7 protein-coding genes are annotated in these 17,460 nt (G+C 59.8%); 3 read left to right on the top strand and 4 right to left on the bottom strand.

Annotated features, from left to right (window positions below; genetic code table 11):
• Positions 1-73 precede the first annotated feature (73 nt).
• Positions 74-1,519 carry a SulP family inorganic anion transporter gene (locus FBX99_RS24490; RefSeq protein ID WP_145133181.1) on the bottom strand — a complete coding sequence of 482 codons (1,446 nt, stop codon included), beginning with the start codon at positions 1,517-1,519 and terminating at the stop codon, positions 74-76.
• A 271-nt stretch (positions 1,520-1,790) separates the two neighbouring features.
• Here FBX99_RS24490 and FBX99_RS24485 point away from each other — a divergent pair, with 271 nt between their 5' ends.
• From FBX99_RS24485 to FBX99_RS24475, 3 genes are read left to right on the top strand one after another with little or no spacing between them, the layout of a single operon-like run.
• Positions 1,791-3,140 carry a gluconate:H+ symporter gene (locus tag FBX99_RS24485; protein WP_145133179.1) on the top strand — a complete coding sequence of 450 codons (1,350 nt, stop codon included), beginning with the start codon at positions 1,791-1,793 and terminating at the stop codon, positions 3,138-3,140.
• 27 nt (positions 3,141-3,167) lie between these two features.
• Positions 3,168-4,028 carry a MurR/RpiR family transcriptional regulator gene (locus FBX99_RS24480; RefSeq protein ID WP_144930498.1) on the top strand — a complete coding sequence of 287 codons (861 nt, stop codon included), beginning with the start codon at positions 3,168-3,170 and terminating at the stop codon, positions 4,026-4,028.
• A gap of 1 nt (position 4,029) precedes the next feature.
• A complete protein-coding gene (locus FBX99_RS24475; protein WP_144930497.1) occupies positions 4,030-5,478 on the top strand; it encodes an amidohydrolase family protein in 1,449 nt (482 codons plus the stop codon).
• Between the two features lie 104 nt (positions 5,479-5,582).
• On the opposite strand, the gene FBX99_RS24470 is transcribed toward FBX99_RS24475, so the two are convergent.
• Genes FBX99_RS24470 through FBX99_RS24460 form a run of 3 tightly spaced genes read right to left on the bottom strand, consistent with a single transcriptional unit; the run spans position 5,583 to position 17,436 of the window.
• The gene (locus tag FBX99_RS24470) at positions 5,583-8,405 is read right to left on the bottom strand and encodes an RHS repeat domain-containing protein (protein WP_144930496.1); all 2,823 of its coding nucleotides are present in this window, start codon (positions 8,403-8,405) and stop codon (positions 5,583-5,585) included.
• Positions 8,402-12,886 carry a SpvB/TcaC N-terminal domain-containing protein gene (locus FBX99_RS24465; RefSeq protein WP_144930495.1) on the bottom strand — a complete coding sequence of 1,495 codons (4,485 nt, stop codon included), beginning with the start codon at positions 12,884-12,886 and terminating at the stop codon, positions 8,402-8,404. The genes FBX99_RS24470 and FBX99_RS24465 overlap by 4 nt, the downstream gene beginning before the upstream one ends.
• A complete protein-coding gene (locus tag FBX99_RS24460) occupies positions 12,883-17,436 on the bottom strand; it encodes a neuraminidase-like domain-containing protein (protein WP_145133177.1) in 4,554 nt (1,517 codons plus the stop codon). The genes FBX99_RS24465 and FBX99_RS24460 overlap by 4 nt, the downstream gene beginning before the upstream one ends.
• Positions 17,437-17,460: the final 24 nt, after the last annotated feature.

Genomic DNA, 17,460 nt, shown 5'->3' with positions numbered 1-17,460 from the left:
TATTCAGCAGCGACCGTAATATCCCGGCTCAACACAATCCCCCTGTGGGAGCGAGCCTGCTCCCACAGTTGCATCAGTCGTGATGCACGCCGGCGCGCTTGAGCATCTGCTTGCAGCGCTCCGAGAGGTGGAACACCCGCAGATGCTTGCCGGCCTTGCTGTAGCGCTCACGCAAGGTCTTCAACGCGGCGATGGCCGAGTAGTCGACGAAGCGCAGGTGACGGCAATCCAAGGTGACCTGGGTCGGATCATTCGCCGGGTCGAACTGGTTGAGAAACGGCGTGGTCGAGGCGAAGAACAGCGTGCCATGCAGGCGATAGAGTTTGCTGCCATCGGCCTCCAGATGGGTGTCGGCGTAGAGCTCCCGGGCCTGTTGCCAGGCGAAGTTGAGTGCCGCGACGATGATGCCGCACAGCACCGCTACGGCCAGGTCGGTGAACACGGTGATGACGGTCACGGCGATGATGACCAGCACGTCATTCGCCGGTACTTTGTTGATCACCCGCAGCGAGGCCCAGGCGAAGGTCTGCTGCGACACCACGAACATCACGCCCACCAGCGCAGCGAGCGGGATGCGCTCGATCAGTGGCGACAGGAACAAGACGAACAGCAACACCATCACCCCGGCCACCGCACCGGACAGGCGGCCGCGACCGCCAGAGCTGAGGTTGATCACCGTCTGACCGATCATCGCGCAACCACCCATACCGCCGAACAGGCCGGAGGCGATATTGGCCGCGCCGAGCGCCACGCACTCGCGGTCCGGGTAACCGCGGCTTTCGGTGATTTCATCGGTCAGATTCAGGGTCAGCAGAGTTTCCAGCAACCCGACCATCGCCATGATCACCGCATAGGGCAGCACGATCTGCAGGGTTTCCAGGTTCCAGGGAATGGCCGGCCAGGCAAAGTCGGGTAAACCACCGGCAATGTGCGCCATGTCGCCCAGCGTGCGGGTCGGCAGGCCGAGCAGGTAGACCCCCAGGCCGACGCCGAGAATCGCCACCAGAGCCGGTGGCACGCTACGAGTCAGGCGTGGCAGCAGGTAGACAATGGCCATGGTCAGCGCCACCAGGCCCGCCATCCAGTACAACGGTGCGCCACTGAGCCAGGCTTCACCGTTCTTGAAATGCTCCAGTTGGGCCAGCGCAATGACAATCGCCAGGCCGTTGACGAAGCCGAGCATCACCGGGTGCGGCACCATGCGTACCAGCTTGCCCAGCCGCAACAGCCCGAAAGCCACCATGATCAGCCCACCCAGCAGCACCGTGGCCAGCAGGTACTGTACGCCGTGCTGCACCACCAACGCGACGATCACCACCGCCATCGACCCCGCCGCACCCGATACCATGCCAGGCCGGCCGCCGAACAGTGCGGTCAGGGTGCAGATGATGAAAGCGCCATACAGCCCCATCAGTGGGTTGAGGTGGGCTACCAGAGCGAAGGCGATGCATTCTGGGAGTAAGGCAAAAGATGTGGTGAGGCCGGCGAGGACGTCGGCGCGAAGGCGTGCTGGTTTCATGGTTTACCTGAATGGGCGCCGGTTGAGTGTCGGCTGCCGGAGTGGCGCAAAAGCAGGTGCGGATGGTACGGAAATTCCCCTGTGGGAGCGAGCCTGGTGTCAGGAGACGAAAATTCGGTGGCGGATTTTCATCAGCGCTATGTCGCGATGTCCGTCAGCGACATTTCTTGCCTGTGTACGAAAATTACTTTCAGCGTGTTTGTAGATTCATCGTGGAAATGATTTATGAGTTTCACAACTCATAGACGTGACCCTGTTCAAGGAGTACCGCATGGCACCTGCTTTCGGTTATTGGCTGTTGGTCTACGCGGCCATCGCCATCATTGCGCTGATCGTCCTGATCGCCCGCTACCGGCTCAATCCGTTCATCGTGATCACCTTGGTCTCCATCGGTCTCGCGCTGTTGGCAGGGATGCCACCGTCGGGGGTGGTGGGGGCGTATGAGGCCGGTGTGGGCAAGACCCTGGGGCACATTGCGCTGGTGGTGGCCCTGGGTACGATGCTCGGCAAGATGATGGCCGAGTCCGGCGGTGCGGAGCGGATGGCGCAGACCCTGATCGAGCGCTTCGGCGAGCGAAACGCACACTGGGCGATGGTGTGCATCGCCTTCCTGGTCGGCCTGCCGTTGTTCTTCGAAGTCGGCTTTGTGCTGCTGGTGCCCATCGCGTTTAACATCGCCCGGCGCGTGGGCGTGTCGATCCTGATGGTGGGGCTGCCGATGGTCGCCGGGCTCTCCGTGGTCCATGCCCTGGTGCCGCCGCATCCGGCGGCGATGCTGGCGGTACAGGCGTTCCAGGCCTCGGTGGGGCAGACCTTGCTGTACGCGATCCTGATTGGCATCCCCACCGCCATCATCGCGGGCCCGTTGTATGCAAAATTCATCGTCCCGCGCATCCAGCTACCGGCAGAGAATCCGTTGGAGCGACAGTTTCTGGACCGCGAACCCCGTGCCAGGCTGCCAGGTTTCGGCATCACCCTGGGGACCATCCTGCTGCCGGTGATCCTGATGCTGATCGGTGGCTGGGCCAACCTGATCTCTACGCCGGGCAGCGGTTTCAACCAGTTCCTGCTATTCATCGGCAACTCGGTGATTGCGTTGTTGCTGGCCACCGTCCTCAGCTTCTGGACCCTCGGCCTGGCCCAGGGCTTCAACCGTGAGTCGATCCTCAAGTTCACCAACGAATGCCTGGCACCCACTGCCAGCATTACTTTGCTGGTGGGGGCCGGGGGTGGTTTGAACCGGATCCTGGTGGACGCCGGGGTCACGCAACAGATCGTCGGGCTGGCCCAGGAATTCCAACTGTCGCCCCTGGTCATGGGCTGGCTGTTCGCTGCGTTGATGCGTGTCGCCACCGGCTCGGCCACGGTGGCGATGACGACCGCCTCGGGCATTGTCGCGCCCGTGGCGATCGGCCTGGGCTATCCACATCCCGAGTTGCTGGTGCTGGCAACCGGGGCAGGGTCGGTTATCTTTTCTCACGTCAACGACGGCGGTTTCTGGCTGATCAAGGAATATTTCAACATGACCGTTGCTCAAACCTTCAAGACCTGGACCGTGCTGGAAACGCTGATCTCTCTGGTCGCCTTCGGCCTGACCCTTGGGCTCGCACGTTTGCTCTGAGCGCAACGCAATCACACAGGAGCCGTCATGGATATCCTTTACCAGATCCGCGCTCGTCAGGATTCCTTCAGCGCCGGCGAAGGAAGAATCGCCAGGCTGATGCTCGACGACGTAGGATTTGCCGCCTCCGCCAGCCTGGACGACCTGGCCCGGCGTGCGGACGTCAGCAGCGCTACGCTGTCGCGTTTCGCCCGTACCGTCGGTTGTCGCGACTTGCGGGATCTGCGCCTGCAACTGGCCCGGGCCAGCGGTGTCGGCAGCCGTTTCCTCGACCCCGCAGGCGCGCCCGAGCAATCGGCGTTTTATGGGCAGATTGTTGGCGATATCGAGTCCACCTTGCGTCAGCATCTGTCGGCATTCGAAGAGATACGGTTCGCCGATGCCGTACGGACACTCGGCAAGGCGCGGATGATTCATGCCTTCGGGCTTGGTGGCTGGTCGGCGTTGTGCAGTGAAGAATTGCAGGTGCGGCTGGTACGTTTCGGCTATCCGATTGCCGTGTGCCGCGACCCGGTGATGATGCGCATCACCGCCACCTCGTTGAGCGAGGCGAATGTGGTCATCGCTTGCTCGCTCACCGGCATCACCCCGGAACTGCTCGGTGCCGTTGAACTGGCGCGAAGCTACGGCGCGGCGATCCTGGCCATCACCCGGGCCGACTCCCCGCTGGCCCGGCTGGCCGACGTCGTGCTGCCCCTGCAAGGCGCCGAGACCTCGTTCATCTATAAGCCCACGGCGGCGCGCTACGGCATGCTGCTGGCTATCGATGTGCTTGCCACTGAGCTTGCGTTGGCCAACCCTGAAAACAATCAAGAGCGCCTGCGGCGGGTCAAGCTCGCCCTGGACGACTACCGCGGCGGCGATGATGACCTGCCGCTGGGAGACTGACATGCTGTACGACACCGTTATCCGTAATGCGCTGGTCATCGATGGTCGCGACGCGCCCGGCTACACCGCCGATGTGGCGATTCGTGCCGGGCGCATCGAGCGCATCGGCGACCTGGGCGCAGCCCGGGCGATTGCCAATGTCGACGCCACTGGCCGTGTGCTGGCGCCGGGATTCATCGACGTGCACACCCACGACGACACCATGGTCATCCGCCAACCACAGATGCTGCCCAAGCTCAGCCAGGGTGTCACCACGGTGATTGTCGGCAACTGCGGCATCAGTGCTTCACCGGTGTGCCTGCGGGGCGATCCGCCGGACCCGATGAACCTGCTCGGCACCGCCCAGGCGTTCGTTTACCCGCGCTTCAGCGATTATCGTGACGCAGTGGAAGCGGCGGCTCCGGCAGTCAACGTCGCCGCGCTGGTGGGCCACACGGCATTGCGCAGTAACCACATGGACGATTTGTTGCGCACGGCCAGTGTGGGAGAAATCGCCGCCATGCGTCAGCAACTGCGCGAAAGCCTGGAGGACGGTGCATTGGGTTTGTCCACCGGCCTGGCCTACGCCAACGCGTTTTCAGCGTCTACCGATGAAGTCATGCAACTGACCGAAGAGTTGAATGCCTATGGCGCGGTCTATGCCACTCACCTGCGCAGCGAATTCGAGCCGGTGCTCGAGGCCATGGACGAGGCCTTCCAGATCGGCCGCCATGCACGGAGCCCGGTGATTATTTCCCACCTCAAATGTGCCGGTGTCGGCAATTGGGGGCGTAGTCCGCAGGTGCTCGCAGCCCTGGAAAAAGCCGCCGGAGACCATCTAGTCGGCTGTGATTGCTACCCCTACGCGGCAAGCTCGTCGACGCTGGATCTCAAACAAGTGACCGATGCCCATCCCATCACCATCACGTGGTCGACGCCTCATCCAGCGATGGGTGGTCGTGATCTTATCGACATTGCCAGCGAATGGGGTGTGCCCTTGCTGGAGGCGGCGCGACACTTGCAGCCGGCGGGCGCGGTGTACTACGGCATGGACGAAGCCGATGTCAGACGAATCCTCGCGCATCCGCTGTCGATGATCGGTTCCGACGGTTTGCCCGAAGACCCGTTTCCCCATCCACGCTTGTGGGGCGCTTTCCCACGGGTGCTGGGACATTTCAGTCGTGACGTCGGGCTTTTTCCCCTACACACCGCCGTGCACAAGATGACCGGTCTGTCCGCATCACGCTTCGGTCTGAAGGCGCGCGGTGAAATACGTGAAGGGCATTGGGCGGACCTGGTGTTGTTCAATCCGCAAACTATTCGCGATGTTGCAGACTTCATAGAACCGCAACGGGCTGCCGAAGGTATTGATGGGGTGTGGGTCAACGGTGTCCTGAGCTACGGTGACGGCCAGGGCAATGGATGCAGGGAAGGGCGGTTCCTGGCGCGGGGAAGTCACGCGGGTTTATGACTCAGGTGTGGCGCATCGAAACCGAGTCCGGACTTTGAGTTTCCCGGCATTGAAGTGATCAATCCGTGGGCGGACTGATCACTTCGGCCGGTCCAGCGGTCGAGTTATGGCGAAAGTCGGCCCAACGATTTGTTGTGTTCGTTGAGCCGGAACAGTAACTCCCTCCCGTGCTGTATCGTCGCTCGGGTGGCGTGTATCTGCCGTTGTATTTCCCCGCGACTTAATGTGCGAGCCCCTGCCGTTCCCGTGCTGTTGGTCATCCAGTCGAGGGATTGATTGAGCGATCCCCTGACCCCCTTGGCATAGAATTCCTCTACCCCAAGCGTATCGAACGCGGCGTCGATGGCGGTGGAGTCGTGTTGCAGGTGATCGTCGAGTTCAAGCAGTGCAGCGTCCAGGCGCCTGATTTTTTGCGACGGTATTCCGTTGGACGCTTTTGTGGCCTGGGTAGACGCTTCGAAGTTGGGGATCCATGCGCCTGGAATCCTGAGCACCTTGGTCAGGATGAAGCTGGTCACCATCAGTGCTATTTTTTTTTGCCCGGTGGGGTGGCGTGGGTTCAGGTCTTTTATCGCTTTTTCAGATTTCGTTTTCACGTCATAGAAGGCGGTCCGGCCTTCATGTTCGATTTCGTCGGGATCCAACCGGCTGGTTTGTGGATAGATCGAAACAGGCAGATGCCGTGTCGCTTCCAGCTTGTTGGCGATAGCATCAGTCGTTATGGACGTGCCGCTCATGGCCGCCCATGAGGCAACCAGCCCGGCGGGCGCCGCTACCATGCCAGCTCCCAACGACACCAGGTTTTTTGACGCGTTGTAGGCGTAGGCCTGGAAGAGTCGTTTGGTGATGTCTTTTGTGCTGAAGCTGTTATAGATCTGGTAGTTCAATACGCCTACCCGGTTGTTCACGGTGGACAGTATGTTCGGATAAGCCGCTATCTCTTGCTGGATGGCGGCTTCCTCTTTGTTGCGGCCGGATCGATCGACATAGCGCAGTGGGTTGTTGCCCACCATGCAGTACAGGTTCAATCCATCGACCGTCCCCGCCGGATCCGGGTTGATCCAGCGTTGCAGCCACGGTGCGTAGTACCGCTGGCCGTAGTAATACAGGCCACTGGCGTCGCGCTCCTTGCCGGAATACCGAACGGTCCGGTAGTCGGCTTCCACCTCCGAGCGGGATGCCACCCAGGCGGTGCCTCCATAGGGCAAGTAGCTTTCCTGACTGATCAGGTCGCTCTGGTCGTCGAGCTCCAGTGAGCTGGACCCCAAGTGATCCTCAAGGCTGTAGCGCATCTGGTTGGCGGCGATAGCGGCCGGTCGGCCTTGGGTCCAATGCAGATAGCGTACGCTGCACCGACCGGCTTGCAAGGTCACCACTTCCAGGCGTTCGTTGTGCCGCGTGTGGATTTCCAGTCCAGGCAGATAACGGACTTCCCGGGTGTGCATGATCGCCGGTGCATGGGTCGTGTGGACCTTGCGCACACGCTGGCCGCCGCTGTCGTAGCAATAGCGTTCAATGTCATTGGCGGCGTTGTCACGCTGGACCAATACCACGCTCTGGAGTTGATTGCGGGTGTTCCATGTCAGCACCTGGCCGGGGGCCAGCGCCTGTTGGTTGCCACTGACATCGAAATTCACCACCGTGTCGGATGCTGACTGCCCTTTGTTCCAAGACTGGAGACGGTTGCTCTGTGCGGCGATGTTCAATGTCCGGGTGTAGTTATTGCCCTCGCGAACATGCCGCAGTTCGGTCAGGTTGCCGCCGGCATCGTACGCGTAGTGCTCGGTATAGTTGAACAACTGTCCGTCATCGGCGGCAGGCATGCCGAGAGTGGGTGGGCTGGCCAGGCCCGCCGCTTCGCGCCCCGTCGCACGGGTCAGCTGGTAAAGGCTATCGTAGGTGAATGTACTGGTGGCGGTAACCCGCTGGTTATTACCAAACCGCACCGGTTGGGCCCTGTCTTCAACCTGCGTCACATTACCCACGGGATCGTAGATGTAATGCAGATCCTGCAGGCTTCTGCCAGGCGCCGATGTGCTGAGTGAGGCCAGGCGACCGCTGGCGGGATCGAACACGGCGCGAGTGACGATGCCGTTGCCGGCCGTTTGGGATTCGACCTGACCAAACGCGTTATAGGCAAGATGCTTGAGGACGGTTTTCTCAGTAGTGTCGTCTTTTATCTTCAGGCTCACCGACTTGAGCTGGCCTGCCACATCGAACGAATACAGCTGCTGGTGCTGCGCGGCATCGGACAACTGGATGATTCTTGCGAGCGCGTCATAGCGCCAGTTCGTCATATAGCTGCCGCCCTTTTCGAGCAAGCGATCGCGGTCTTTCTGGTCTTCTGGCCAGTCGGGTTGTCCGGCCTTGGCCAGCAAGTGCCGTGTCTGGCTGAGTGGCTTGGCGCAGAGCGAGTGGTCATGGGTCAGCAGGGAGCCGGCGCTGTCATCGTGACGGATCAGCACGCCACACAGGTTGTGCCGCGCAGACTCGGGCGAACTGTCGCCATATTGCAGGCATTCGACCCGGCGCGGTTCCTCTCCCTCTGCTTGCTCATGGATTTCGGTCATGCGCAGTTGGGTGTCGTAGGTGGTCTGTCGCCGCGTTCCCCGTTGATCCCAGCTGTGCAGTATCTGTCCGGCATCGCCTGGCAGGTTCAGACGCCACCCGGCATCGACGCTGTCCACCCACAACGTCTTGCCGGACAGGCTGTAGACAATCTGCAAGTTGACCGCCGATGCGCTGGTAGCCAGCCGGGGATCGCGTCGGGCAACCAGTCGTCCGGCCGTGTCGTGCTCTTGAAGGGTGATGCGTGCCTGGGATTGTTCCTGCGCGTTGTGTCGGTAGTAAGCGACCTGTCGCACAGGCAGGCCGCGGCTATCGTAGGCGTTGATCGTGGGTGTTTTGTGATGGAGGCGCGCGTTCATGCTACACCTCCGGTAGAAGGGGGTTGGTCTGACATGACCTCTTGCAGCGTGTCGTTCTCATCCTCGTCCACGGTGTACCAAGGATGACGGGTGTGCCGTCGCATGTAGGAAATGCCGTTTTGCTTGGCCAGACGTGTGTGTGTGGGGCGTCCCAGTGAATCGTAGAATTGCTGATCGCAATGGGCGAACGGGCGTAAGGCCGCATCGTTGATGTAGCGATGCTGATCGGCAAAGTAGGGCCGGTAGATGCGAACCACCAATCCCTTGCCGTTGTATTCCACCCGTTCGCTGACACGCCAGCGTTCGTTGACGATCTGCTCCCCGGGTTTGCCATCCGTCAGCGTCAGGTCGCCCTTGGCGTCGACGAGGTAGGCCAGGCCCGACTCGACCCGTTGCTTGCTTTGCAGCGATCGACCGAAGCCGTCGAAGCAGGTGATGGCGATGTGGATTTGCTGCTGACTGTCATCGGGGTAGCGGTCAGCGAGCAGTGTGGCGATGTGCACGGGTTCACGTGTGCAAGCCTCGACCTCCTGCTTGAGCTTCAGGTCATCGGCAGAGTACGTTTCAAGGTTTGACAGTCGTGCGCGGGCCGAGGCGCGGATGTGTCCGGTGGGCAGCAGGTCGCCCTTGATCACGCCACGCGCCAGCCATGGGGTGTCGGTCAATGCCGTTTGCGATACGCAGCCCATCCAACCGAAGGGGGCGTAGTAAATGGCCGTGGCGGCGCCTTGCAGAGCATCCTTGCCTTGCCTGATGGCCTCTGTCGGGCTGTGAATCAGCGGCTGTTGGAACTGCCCGATGGGTTTGAAACCCACAGGATTATTGTTCTCAGCGCCATAAAAAGTGCTCGCCAATAGTTGACCGAAAGCGTTGACCAAGCCTTCCTGGACGTTGCCGTTGGGGTCGGTGATGCGCTTGGGCTGGAGTGAGCGGTAATCGTAGCTTGCCTCGATGGCGCAGCCATCAGGCATTTGGAAGCGGGAGATAAAACAATGGGTGTGGTCGTAGCTGATCTTTATCGCGCCGTGGCTTTCGCACGGCTGCAGGGTCTGTATGGCGTAGAAACCTTCCCGTTGGGCATAGGTCGCGAAGCCGCTTTTGACTGACCAGAGTCTCCTGGGGCGGGCGCTCAGGGGGAGAAAGTCGGCCATTCGATGATAGTGGCTTCGTTCGAACATTCTTCCCTTGGGGCGACTTTCCTGCGGCAACACCTGGAAAGCTTTAAGCGCTGTTTCGTCCAGCTCGGCGGTCTCCCGATGGTCGGCCAGGGCCAGGAAACCTGCGACGCCGTCCGGCAGGAGTGTGGCGCTCGAGGCGTGCCTGTAGCGCTGCACCGACAGGCTGGTCAATACGCTGTCGGTGGCCCAGGCCGTCTTTTTCACCTTTTCCGAAAGCGCTTCGAATGTCAGGTCTTGCGGCGTCAGTCCCTCGGCCTTGGGGGCCTTGGGTCGTTGCAACGCGTTTGTGCGCTGGCGATAAGGCACGCCCAGCCGCCATGCCTGAGGCGCAGGCAAGTGGATGAATTCGGCACGGGTTTCGTTCAGGTAGTAGAACTGTTGGGCCGGGTCATGAGCATCGCGCCACCATTGCTGTTGATCGGGGTCGCTGAAGGGCGGAGTATCGTCGGCGGTTTTTCGCCGGGCGTAATGGATATCCACGCTGTGGGTCAGCGCACCGTATGGATCGTGTTGCAGGTTCAGGGTGTGTCGGCATTGCGGGTCCTGGGTAGCGCCTTCGTACGTATAAGTGATGGTCTCCAGCAGCAGCGGCAACATCCGGGCGTAGCCGCGATCGCCAACGGGAGCTTGCAGCAAACGAACCCCATGACGGTTCTCCTGGGCCGAATACAACGTTCTGGCCTTCAGTTTTTCGTCGAGGCCGAATATTTCGCTTCGCAACAGACGACCACTCAAGGCGCGGGCCATTTCACGTTCGATGGCCGCGTCTGGCGAGGCCACGATCAGGTCGCTCTGCGACTCGGGTTGGTATTGGCAAAGCAATGCCTTGCCCAGGGGAACGGCTTTTTTGTCGGCACGGCTGTAGCCGAAACGTGACGGGTTGACCTTGCGCCCGGTGTGAAACCAGGTCCTCTTCAAGCATGAAGCAATGGAGCTGTCGGCTTCGGGATCGTCGGGATTGGTTTCACGGTCGGTTTGCAGCACCAGGCCGAAGCCCCGGAACTCCCGTTCCTGGCCATCGTAATAGCCCTGGCGATAGGCGAACGCCTGAGTCAGTCGATTGCCGGTAATCTCATCCAGCTGGGTCTGGCGCGAGACCAGGTGCAGGGCCAATGGCAGACGACAGGTGACGGGGTGGCCGGCCTGGATTCGCTCCGCTTTTTCATCCAGCCATTCCTGCGCCGAGCTGCGATAGTCGATGCTGTCGGCAGCCCCCATGTTGTTATTGGTGCCCGTGAGTAAGTACGGTTTCGCCCGGACGAAATCGCAGCGCCAATGGCGGGGAGTCATGTGTGGCACGCTCAGGATCAGGCTGGAACAGCCGAGCCCTTGCAAGTCGCTGATGCTGACCTGACATGAATCGTCGTAGCGCACTCCCGCAGGCCAGGGCAGAGCTAGCGGCGCGTCGAAGCCCTTGGCGCAACGGTTCATGAAGATCAGCGCCTGGTCTGCTTGCAGATAGATCAGGTCGACGGCGCCGGAGCCATCCAGGTCCGCCAGGCGGATCCGCGCTGCGTCGAAGGACTCGTAGGCCAGGCCGGGAAACGCCAGCGCGATGCCTGTGCCGAAGCGTCCACGGCCCAGATTTGGCCAGCATTTCACTTCGTCATGACGTATGCGTACCAGATGCTGCTGGCCGCTGCCGAGGACATCGCTGAAGGCCACCAACTCACCGGGAGAAGTGCCGAGTACCGGGAGGGGATCCTCATCCGGCTTGCGGGGGATTTCTTGGGCTGTGGCAAAACCCTGCTGCCGGCGGTTGGCATACAGGCGCACGCTGCGCGGCCCGATCAATGCCAGATCACTGAGCCCTTCGCCCATCAGGTCGGCAAGCTGCCCTTGAGGGGTGAAGAACTCTCCTGGGAACGCGTTGAAGGTGGCGAAATCCGACCAGTTTCGCTCAGCTTCGAGGGAAAAGAATCCGCTCAGCCCCGGCTGGGCAATGACCCAGTCCAGGCGACCGTCACCGGTGAGGTCGCTCAATGACTGGCGCATGGGCTTTGCGGCGTCGGCAAAGGGTAACCGAGGCAGCATGCGCCATTGGTCATAAGCCACTTCATCGCTGTTGGCTTTGGCCCGTATGGGTTCACGGTAATGCCAGCCTGAGTCACTTCGATAAAGTACGCCCGGCAGGCCTTCACCGTACAAATCCACCAGTTGATAGCCGTGGCCGTCGAGCCCCGGCAGGTTCTCGAAGCGTTGCCAGGAGAGGGTGTCGGGTTGCAGTTCGAACTCGCTGTAGCCGAACTCGACGGGCGGGCGGCTATCGACAGTTGGCGAGGTGCCAAACCCTTGGTCATGGGCTGCACTCAGCAGCTGATAGCCCAGGGATGCCTGACGATATTCCAATAGCAAGCGCCGCACGAGTACGGGCTCATCGCCCAGTGCCTCGGCAAAGCGATGAAACATCAGGACTTGGCGACACAGGCGTTCGGTGCGCAATTCAAAGCCGTAGGCGTAGCTGGAGAAAGCGTCGCTGCGGGCTTGCCATTGCCGGCCTTCATACCGTGGTTTCTCTGTGTAGGCCGTGGTGCGTTCGCCATAGTCGAACAGCAGTTCAAAGTGCCATCGCACCGGTTCAAGCCGTTCGGTGTTCCAGGAATAAAGGTGTTCATCGGCTTCGAAATTGCCGTAGCTCACCTGGCTCAGATAGCGTTGAGCCGTCGCGTCAGACTTGTATCGGTAAAGGATATGTTCGCCGCGAGGGTTGAGGCTTTCCTCCAGCAACCACTCCCCGACACGGCTTGTATCCTGGGGATCGGCCCGACGCGAGGCGGGATGTTTTCCGAACAGGTGCAGGCAGCCATCGGCACCGTGCACCAGCCAGAAGCCTGGCCGGTCGCTATGCGACGACCAGTGCTCGATGCGATCAAAATTGCTCTCGATTCTGGGAAAGTAGCGTGTAACGCTATAGGTCGTGCCCAGCGCCAGATCGTTGTAACGATCGATGCGAGCTGAGGCGATAGCGCCTTGCACGTCCCGCTCAGGCAACCATGTCACCCCACCGGGGCCGAAGATTTCATCGTCCTCGGTATAGGCGGGCACGCCCGCGCTGGTGCGGCGCGTCACGCTGGGCAGCGACAATCTCCAGCCTATGCCGAACGCGCCGTTGCCGGCCGAGCTGGCATAGCTCAGGGATAATGGTGGGGCGAAACCGCGCCCCGGCGATATGGGCAACGCGATCTCGTAGTTTGCCGTACCGTGGGCACCGACGGCGCTCCATCCTTTGCCAATGCTTTGAATGGCCCCGCCGCCTTTGGGCAGGGACGGCGCAGTGACCGGCAATGAAAGCTGTTCATTCATTGCGAACCTCCGCCAACCCGGGCCGTGTAGTTCACATGCACGATGATGTCGGTCAATGATTCAAGCAGCTCTTTTTGCCCTTCAGGGTTGGGGAAGGTCAGCTGCCATTTGGAGATTGCGCCGGTGTATTCGAAAGGCAGGTAGCGCTCATCATTGAAGTTCAAGGTGAACAAACCGTTGTCGTCGACACCCGTTGAAAGAGCAATCTGTTGGTTGGCGCGCCGGCTCTCCATGCTTTTCCCCTTGTCACCGGGAGACATGAACACCTTGCTGGCGGTCTGGGTCAGCGTGGCCCGGATGTCCTCATAAGGCCCTACCACGGCTGGCAGCGAGACACTGATGGTTTTGATCCGCCGCAGATAATGTTGCTGGTCTTTGTAGTCGTTTTCGAACAGTTCGTGGGTCAGCTCGAACTGGTAACTTCCATTCTTCAGATCGGCCTTGATCTCAGGCCATTGCTTGTTAATGGAGCCGGCTGTGGTTTTGTCCTTGAGTAGGCGTAGCGAGACCGTCTTGCGGATTTCCAGCTCGCGCTCGTGACGGCGCAGGTATTCGTCCTGCATCTTCAACAGGCTCAATTTCAATTGCTCGCCAGCGCCCAGACCGCGGTACGTTGCATTCCAGCCGCCGGGTTGAACGAAGCGCGTGTTGAAGTCGGCAGTTTCATATTGCCAACTGGCTTCGGCGGCCAGGCACAGGCCCAGCGTCGCGTCGTAGGCCTGGCGATACAGCGCGGCAAACTGGCTGTTCAGCCATTGGTAGAGTTGTGTTTTGCTGAAGCGCTTGCTGAGGAATTCGTAGTTGGCCCTGGCCTGGCTCAGGGTGGATTCGGCCAGGCGCAGCTGCAGGCGGGTGGCGGTTTCCTGCTCGGCGAACTGAGCCAGTTGGGCGTCGATCTGCGCCAGTTCCAGTTGTGACTGCTCAAATGCCTGGTACCACTCATCCCAGCGTCGGTTGAACGATGCCAGGCGGTCGTACTGGTCTGCTGCCGTGCGACTGATGACGGCCGCGCTATGGGCTCCTGCGGAAGCCGCCAGCATCGGCCCCTCCCAACGACTGCCACCGTTGGCCAGGCCAAAGATGCTTGGCGCCACCATCGCTCCTCCCGCCGCGATTTGGTAGGACAGTGCAACGAGCTCTGCGGTGCCGGTGCTCAGGTAGAGATCACCGGCATTTTTCTCGGGGTCACTCAGGTTGTCCTCCAGCAGCTTTTTGTAATGGCTGACCCGGCCCTCGATGATCGCTTTGCCGGCCAGCAGTGCCTGGCGGCCCTGACGGTCAGTGTTCATGGCCTGGCGCTGCAGGTCGACACAGATTTTCGCCAGATCCCAGGCTTGCTGTTGCTGTAGCTCCTGCAACTGCGCCTGTTCCTTGCGCTCGGTCAGTGATAGCAGCAAGGCGCCGAATTGGCTGAGGCTTTCCACCGCGCCCTGGGCCTGGCTGTACAGGGTCGTGAAGCGGTAATGAGGCATTTGCACGATCGGTAAGTCAGGTGTCGCTTTGTCGGTGATGTTCAGGGCACTGGCGCCAGGCAGGGCGCGCGGGTCCAAGGGGGAGGCGAAGGCCGGCAGATGCAAGGGCTTGCCGGCAATGTCGAGGTTATGGCGCAGGTTGTACAGGCGGCTTTCGGCTGTGTCCCAGCAACTGAGCAGTTGCGGATTGAACGGCAAATGCAGGTACGGGCTATCGATGGCCGGCAAGGACGAGCGCGAACTGTCTTTGCGTAGGGGCATCTGGTGACGCGTCAAGCGGGTCACTGATTGCTCGAAGGTGCGCAGCTCGGCACTGGGTGTTTCGCTGAGCGTTTGCAGGCTGACGGGCGTCCACCGGGCGACTGGTCGTACGACCGGGCGTGGGCCCAGCAGGTCCAGCACCCGCACGTACCATAGCTTGGCCTCGCTGAGGCTGTCAGGTGTCAGTTGGCGATACGCGGCATCGCCTCGGTTGATCAGGGTCTCGAGGTACAGAAAGTACAGCGCCTTGCAAAAGTGCACGGGGTGGCTGAGGGCAATCTGGTGCGGATCGTGGGGCGCATGATTGGCATATGCAGGCGTGCTGCTATCGAGCAAAGGCACGCTCCTCCAACGTTCATCGCCCCTGCGACTCGGATCGAAAACATAGCGCAGCCAGTGTTCCGCTTCCTCGTATCGATGTTCGGTATTCAATCGATGAGCCACCAGCCATGGCACGTAGAGGAACAACTCGGTGAAGTAACGGCCATAAGGGCCATGGAAATCCATCTGCTGAGTCAAATCACCGGGCACGGCGGGTTCCGGCAGATGTTGTGTGGTCCAGTCAAACAGTTCATCCAGGCTGTTTTCGGTACGTCGGATCAGTTCGGCGGCGAACACGGTGTTCAACCGGATCGGCTGGCGCAGTTGGCTTTTGCCGTCACTGTGTTTGATGGCAGAGTTGGCAAAGTCGATGTACTGGATGGTGCCCAGGTCGGGTGTCACCGCTGAGGTAATGCAGGGAGACTGGCGGAATGTAGGAGCCAGGGTCAGTCTGGTCGCTTTAAGAGCGAAAGCAATGGTTTTGTCCGGTTCGACGGGATGAGCCAGCGCAACCCCATAGAATAAGGTGTCGCCCTCTTCGCCAAGATCTTCGATGCGCAATGGGTACTCATAGACCGCTGGTAGTTGTTTTACCAAAGGGGATGCCGCCACTGGTCTCAAGTCTTCGTAGGTCAGCGAATCAAAATTCAGTGCCTTGGGTTGGCGGAAAACAACATACTTTCTGTATGCCGCTTCTTCTGTGTAAGTGAACTCACTCCAGAACGTAAAATCTTGCTCTGAAGTCTTAAGCAGTAATCTTTCTCCTCTGGAAGCATCAGTAGATTGTTGGTCTTTTTTTGCGATCAAATACCTTGCCGCTTCTACCGAAATGAACTTTCCGCTAAGACTGTTGTGCTGAGAAAGCATGAAGCCAGGCGAGCTTGCATCGTCTCTGATCACGTCGCTCATGTGGTTGATCGATAGTCGATACTCACTATCAGCGACATCGCTTACGTAGAATTCAGTCAGATACGAATGATCGCCGAGTCTTATATAAGCGGTGGACGGCAGGTTCTCGTCAGGATGCGCCAGATTGAGTTGGAGATGATCGGAAAAGGAAAAGCTGATGCTGCCAGGCGTGTGAGGGAAATTTGCATTCTGGACGCCGAGCGTCAGTCGATACATGGAGTCCACAGGCTTGAACAGAGCTCCATTCAGGTGCTTGTCGAAATTCGATAGGGTATTCACTATTTTTGCAGGCAGAGGCGTTGAAGAACTGGAGAGGTGCGAGAAGCGCAGTTTTGATTGAATTCGCTGGTCGTTGGTGTCGATCAATGAATAATCAGCTGAATTTTTCTCGTCGCGACGTGGGTTTTGTTCTTCGGCGTTTCCGATGCTGTCAGTTTCTTTAGCGAGATTTTTTCCAATGGAAATAGTTTTAATAAAACTGAAAGTACTGGTGACCGTGGATTTCGACTCGGTCTTGGGCTGGGAGGCGCATAAGGCAAGATAGAGTGAATTTCTCGGCCCTTTGCTGTGTTGTACCGCAACGGTGCCGAGCGACGCGTTGATCGCATCCGCGTTCTTGCTCCCAAGCGCCTGGTCCTCACAAAAACCTTGCAAGCCAACCTGTGGCGCGCTCCAACTGCCATCGTGCCTTTTGAAGCAATAGTTCAAACGCAATAGTGGATGGCTGGGGCCCGGTAGCGCTGCGCTGGTATTCGATGTGTTGCCGCTGACGGCCGATGGGTCCTGGTGTATGCATTCTGCCCATATAACAAACAGCCGATTATTGAACCAGACCGGTCGAATCGTCTGTTCAGCGGCACTGTCGGGAATGGGCACCTCGGCTTTTTCCCAATCCGACCACGCCTGCGGATCAGGCTGGTCCAGTTTCGGCGTGGTGGCGGACGGTCTCAAGGGCGGGCCGTCGAGTGGGCGTTGCGCCATGTTTAGCGAACGCCAGAAGTAGGTGTTCGCGGAGCGGGATTTGGCAATGAAATACCAGGTGCTATTGGCAAAGTCCTCGCCATCGATGTAGCCATTGAGAACGTTCAGGTTGGCGATTTCTTCGAAACGGGTCAGATAAGCCATCACCGCTGACTGAACCGCATCGGTTTGGATCTGGTTCTGGCTGAGGGCGCTTTCCAGTTGCCGGAAGTTATCGCTCTTGTCGGCCCTCAGCGTAGGGTCCAGATAAGTGGCAGGGAAATAGAGCAGCTTTTGATGGGCGGCCCAGCTGGGATACCGATGCATCTCGTTGCGCCAGGTTTGCAAGTACTCGGCGGGAATGTTCGCCAGGTCGTAACCGGGTTCCAGGTTCATCAGGATGCGGTTGATGTATTGCTGCAGGCTGGCGATTGCGCATGCCACGGGGGTAGTCGGCACATCCTGGCTGACCAGTACATCGAGCAGCCAGTATTCGTAGAGGTCCCGGGCGGTCTTGAGCGCCAGGTTTTTCGGCGCGGCCTGGTCGGGCACGACTTTGTTCAGATAGAGCGCCAGCAGTGCATCGCGCAGGCTTTCATCGAGCTGCTTTTGGATGGCAACGGTCATATTCAATCCTTGAATGTAGGTGGC

Origin of the sequence: Pseudomonas sp. SJZ074 (assembly GCF_007828215.1) — a bacterium.
GTDB lineage: Bacteria > Pseudomonadota > Gammaproteobacteria > Pseudomonadales > Pseudomonadaceae > Aquipseudomonas.
Note: the sequence above shows the minus strand (reverse complement) of the source record. Positions and strands in the feature narration are given on the sequence as shown.

Coding starts and splice junctions, on each gene's coding strand:
- FBX99_RS24490 (WP_145133181.1), bottom strand. CDS start 1,519: ATGAAACCAGCACGCCTTCGCGCCGACGTCCTCGCCGGCCTCACCACA.
- FBX99_RS24485 (WP_145133179.1), top strand. CDS start 1,791: ATGGCACCTGCTTTCGGTTATTGGCTGTTGGTCTACGCGGCCATCGCC.
- FBX99_RS24480 (WP_144930498.1), top strand. CDS start 3,168: ATGGATATCCTTTACCAGATCCGCGCTCGTCAGGATTCCTTCAGCGCC.
- FBX99_RS24475 (WP_144930497.1), top strand. CDS start 4,030: ATGCTGTACGACACCGTTATCCGTAATGCGCTGGTCATCGATGGTCGC.
- FBX99_RS24470 (WP_144930496.1), bottom strand. CDS start 8,405: ATGAACGCGCGCCTCCATCACAAAACACCCACGATCAACGCCTACGAT.
- FBX99_RS24465 (WP_144930495.1), bottom strand. CDS start 12,886: ATGAATGAACAGCTTTCATTGCCGGTCACTGCGCCGTCCCTGCCCAAA.
- FBX99_RS24460 (WP_145133177.1), bottom strand. CDS start 17,436: ATGACCGTTGCCATCCAAAAGCAGCTCGATGAAAGCCTGCGCGATGCA.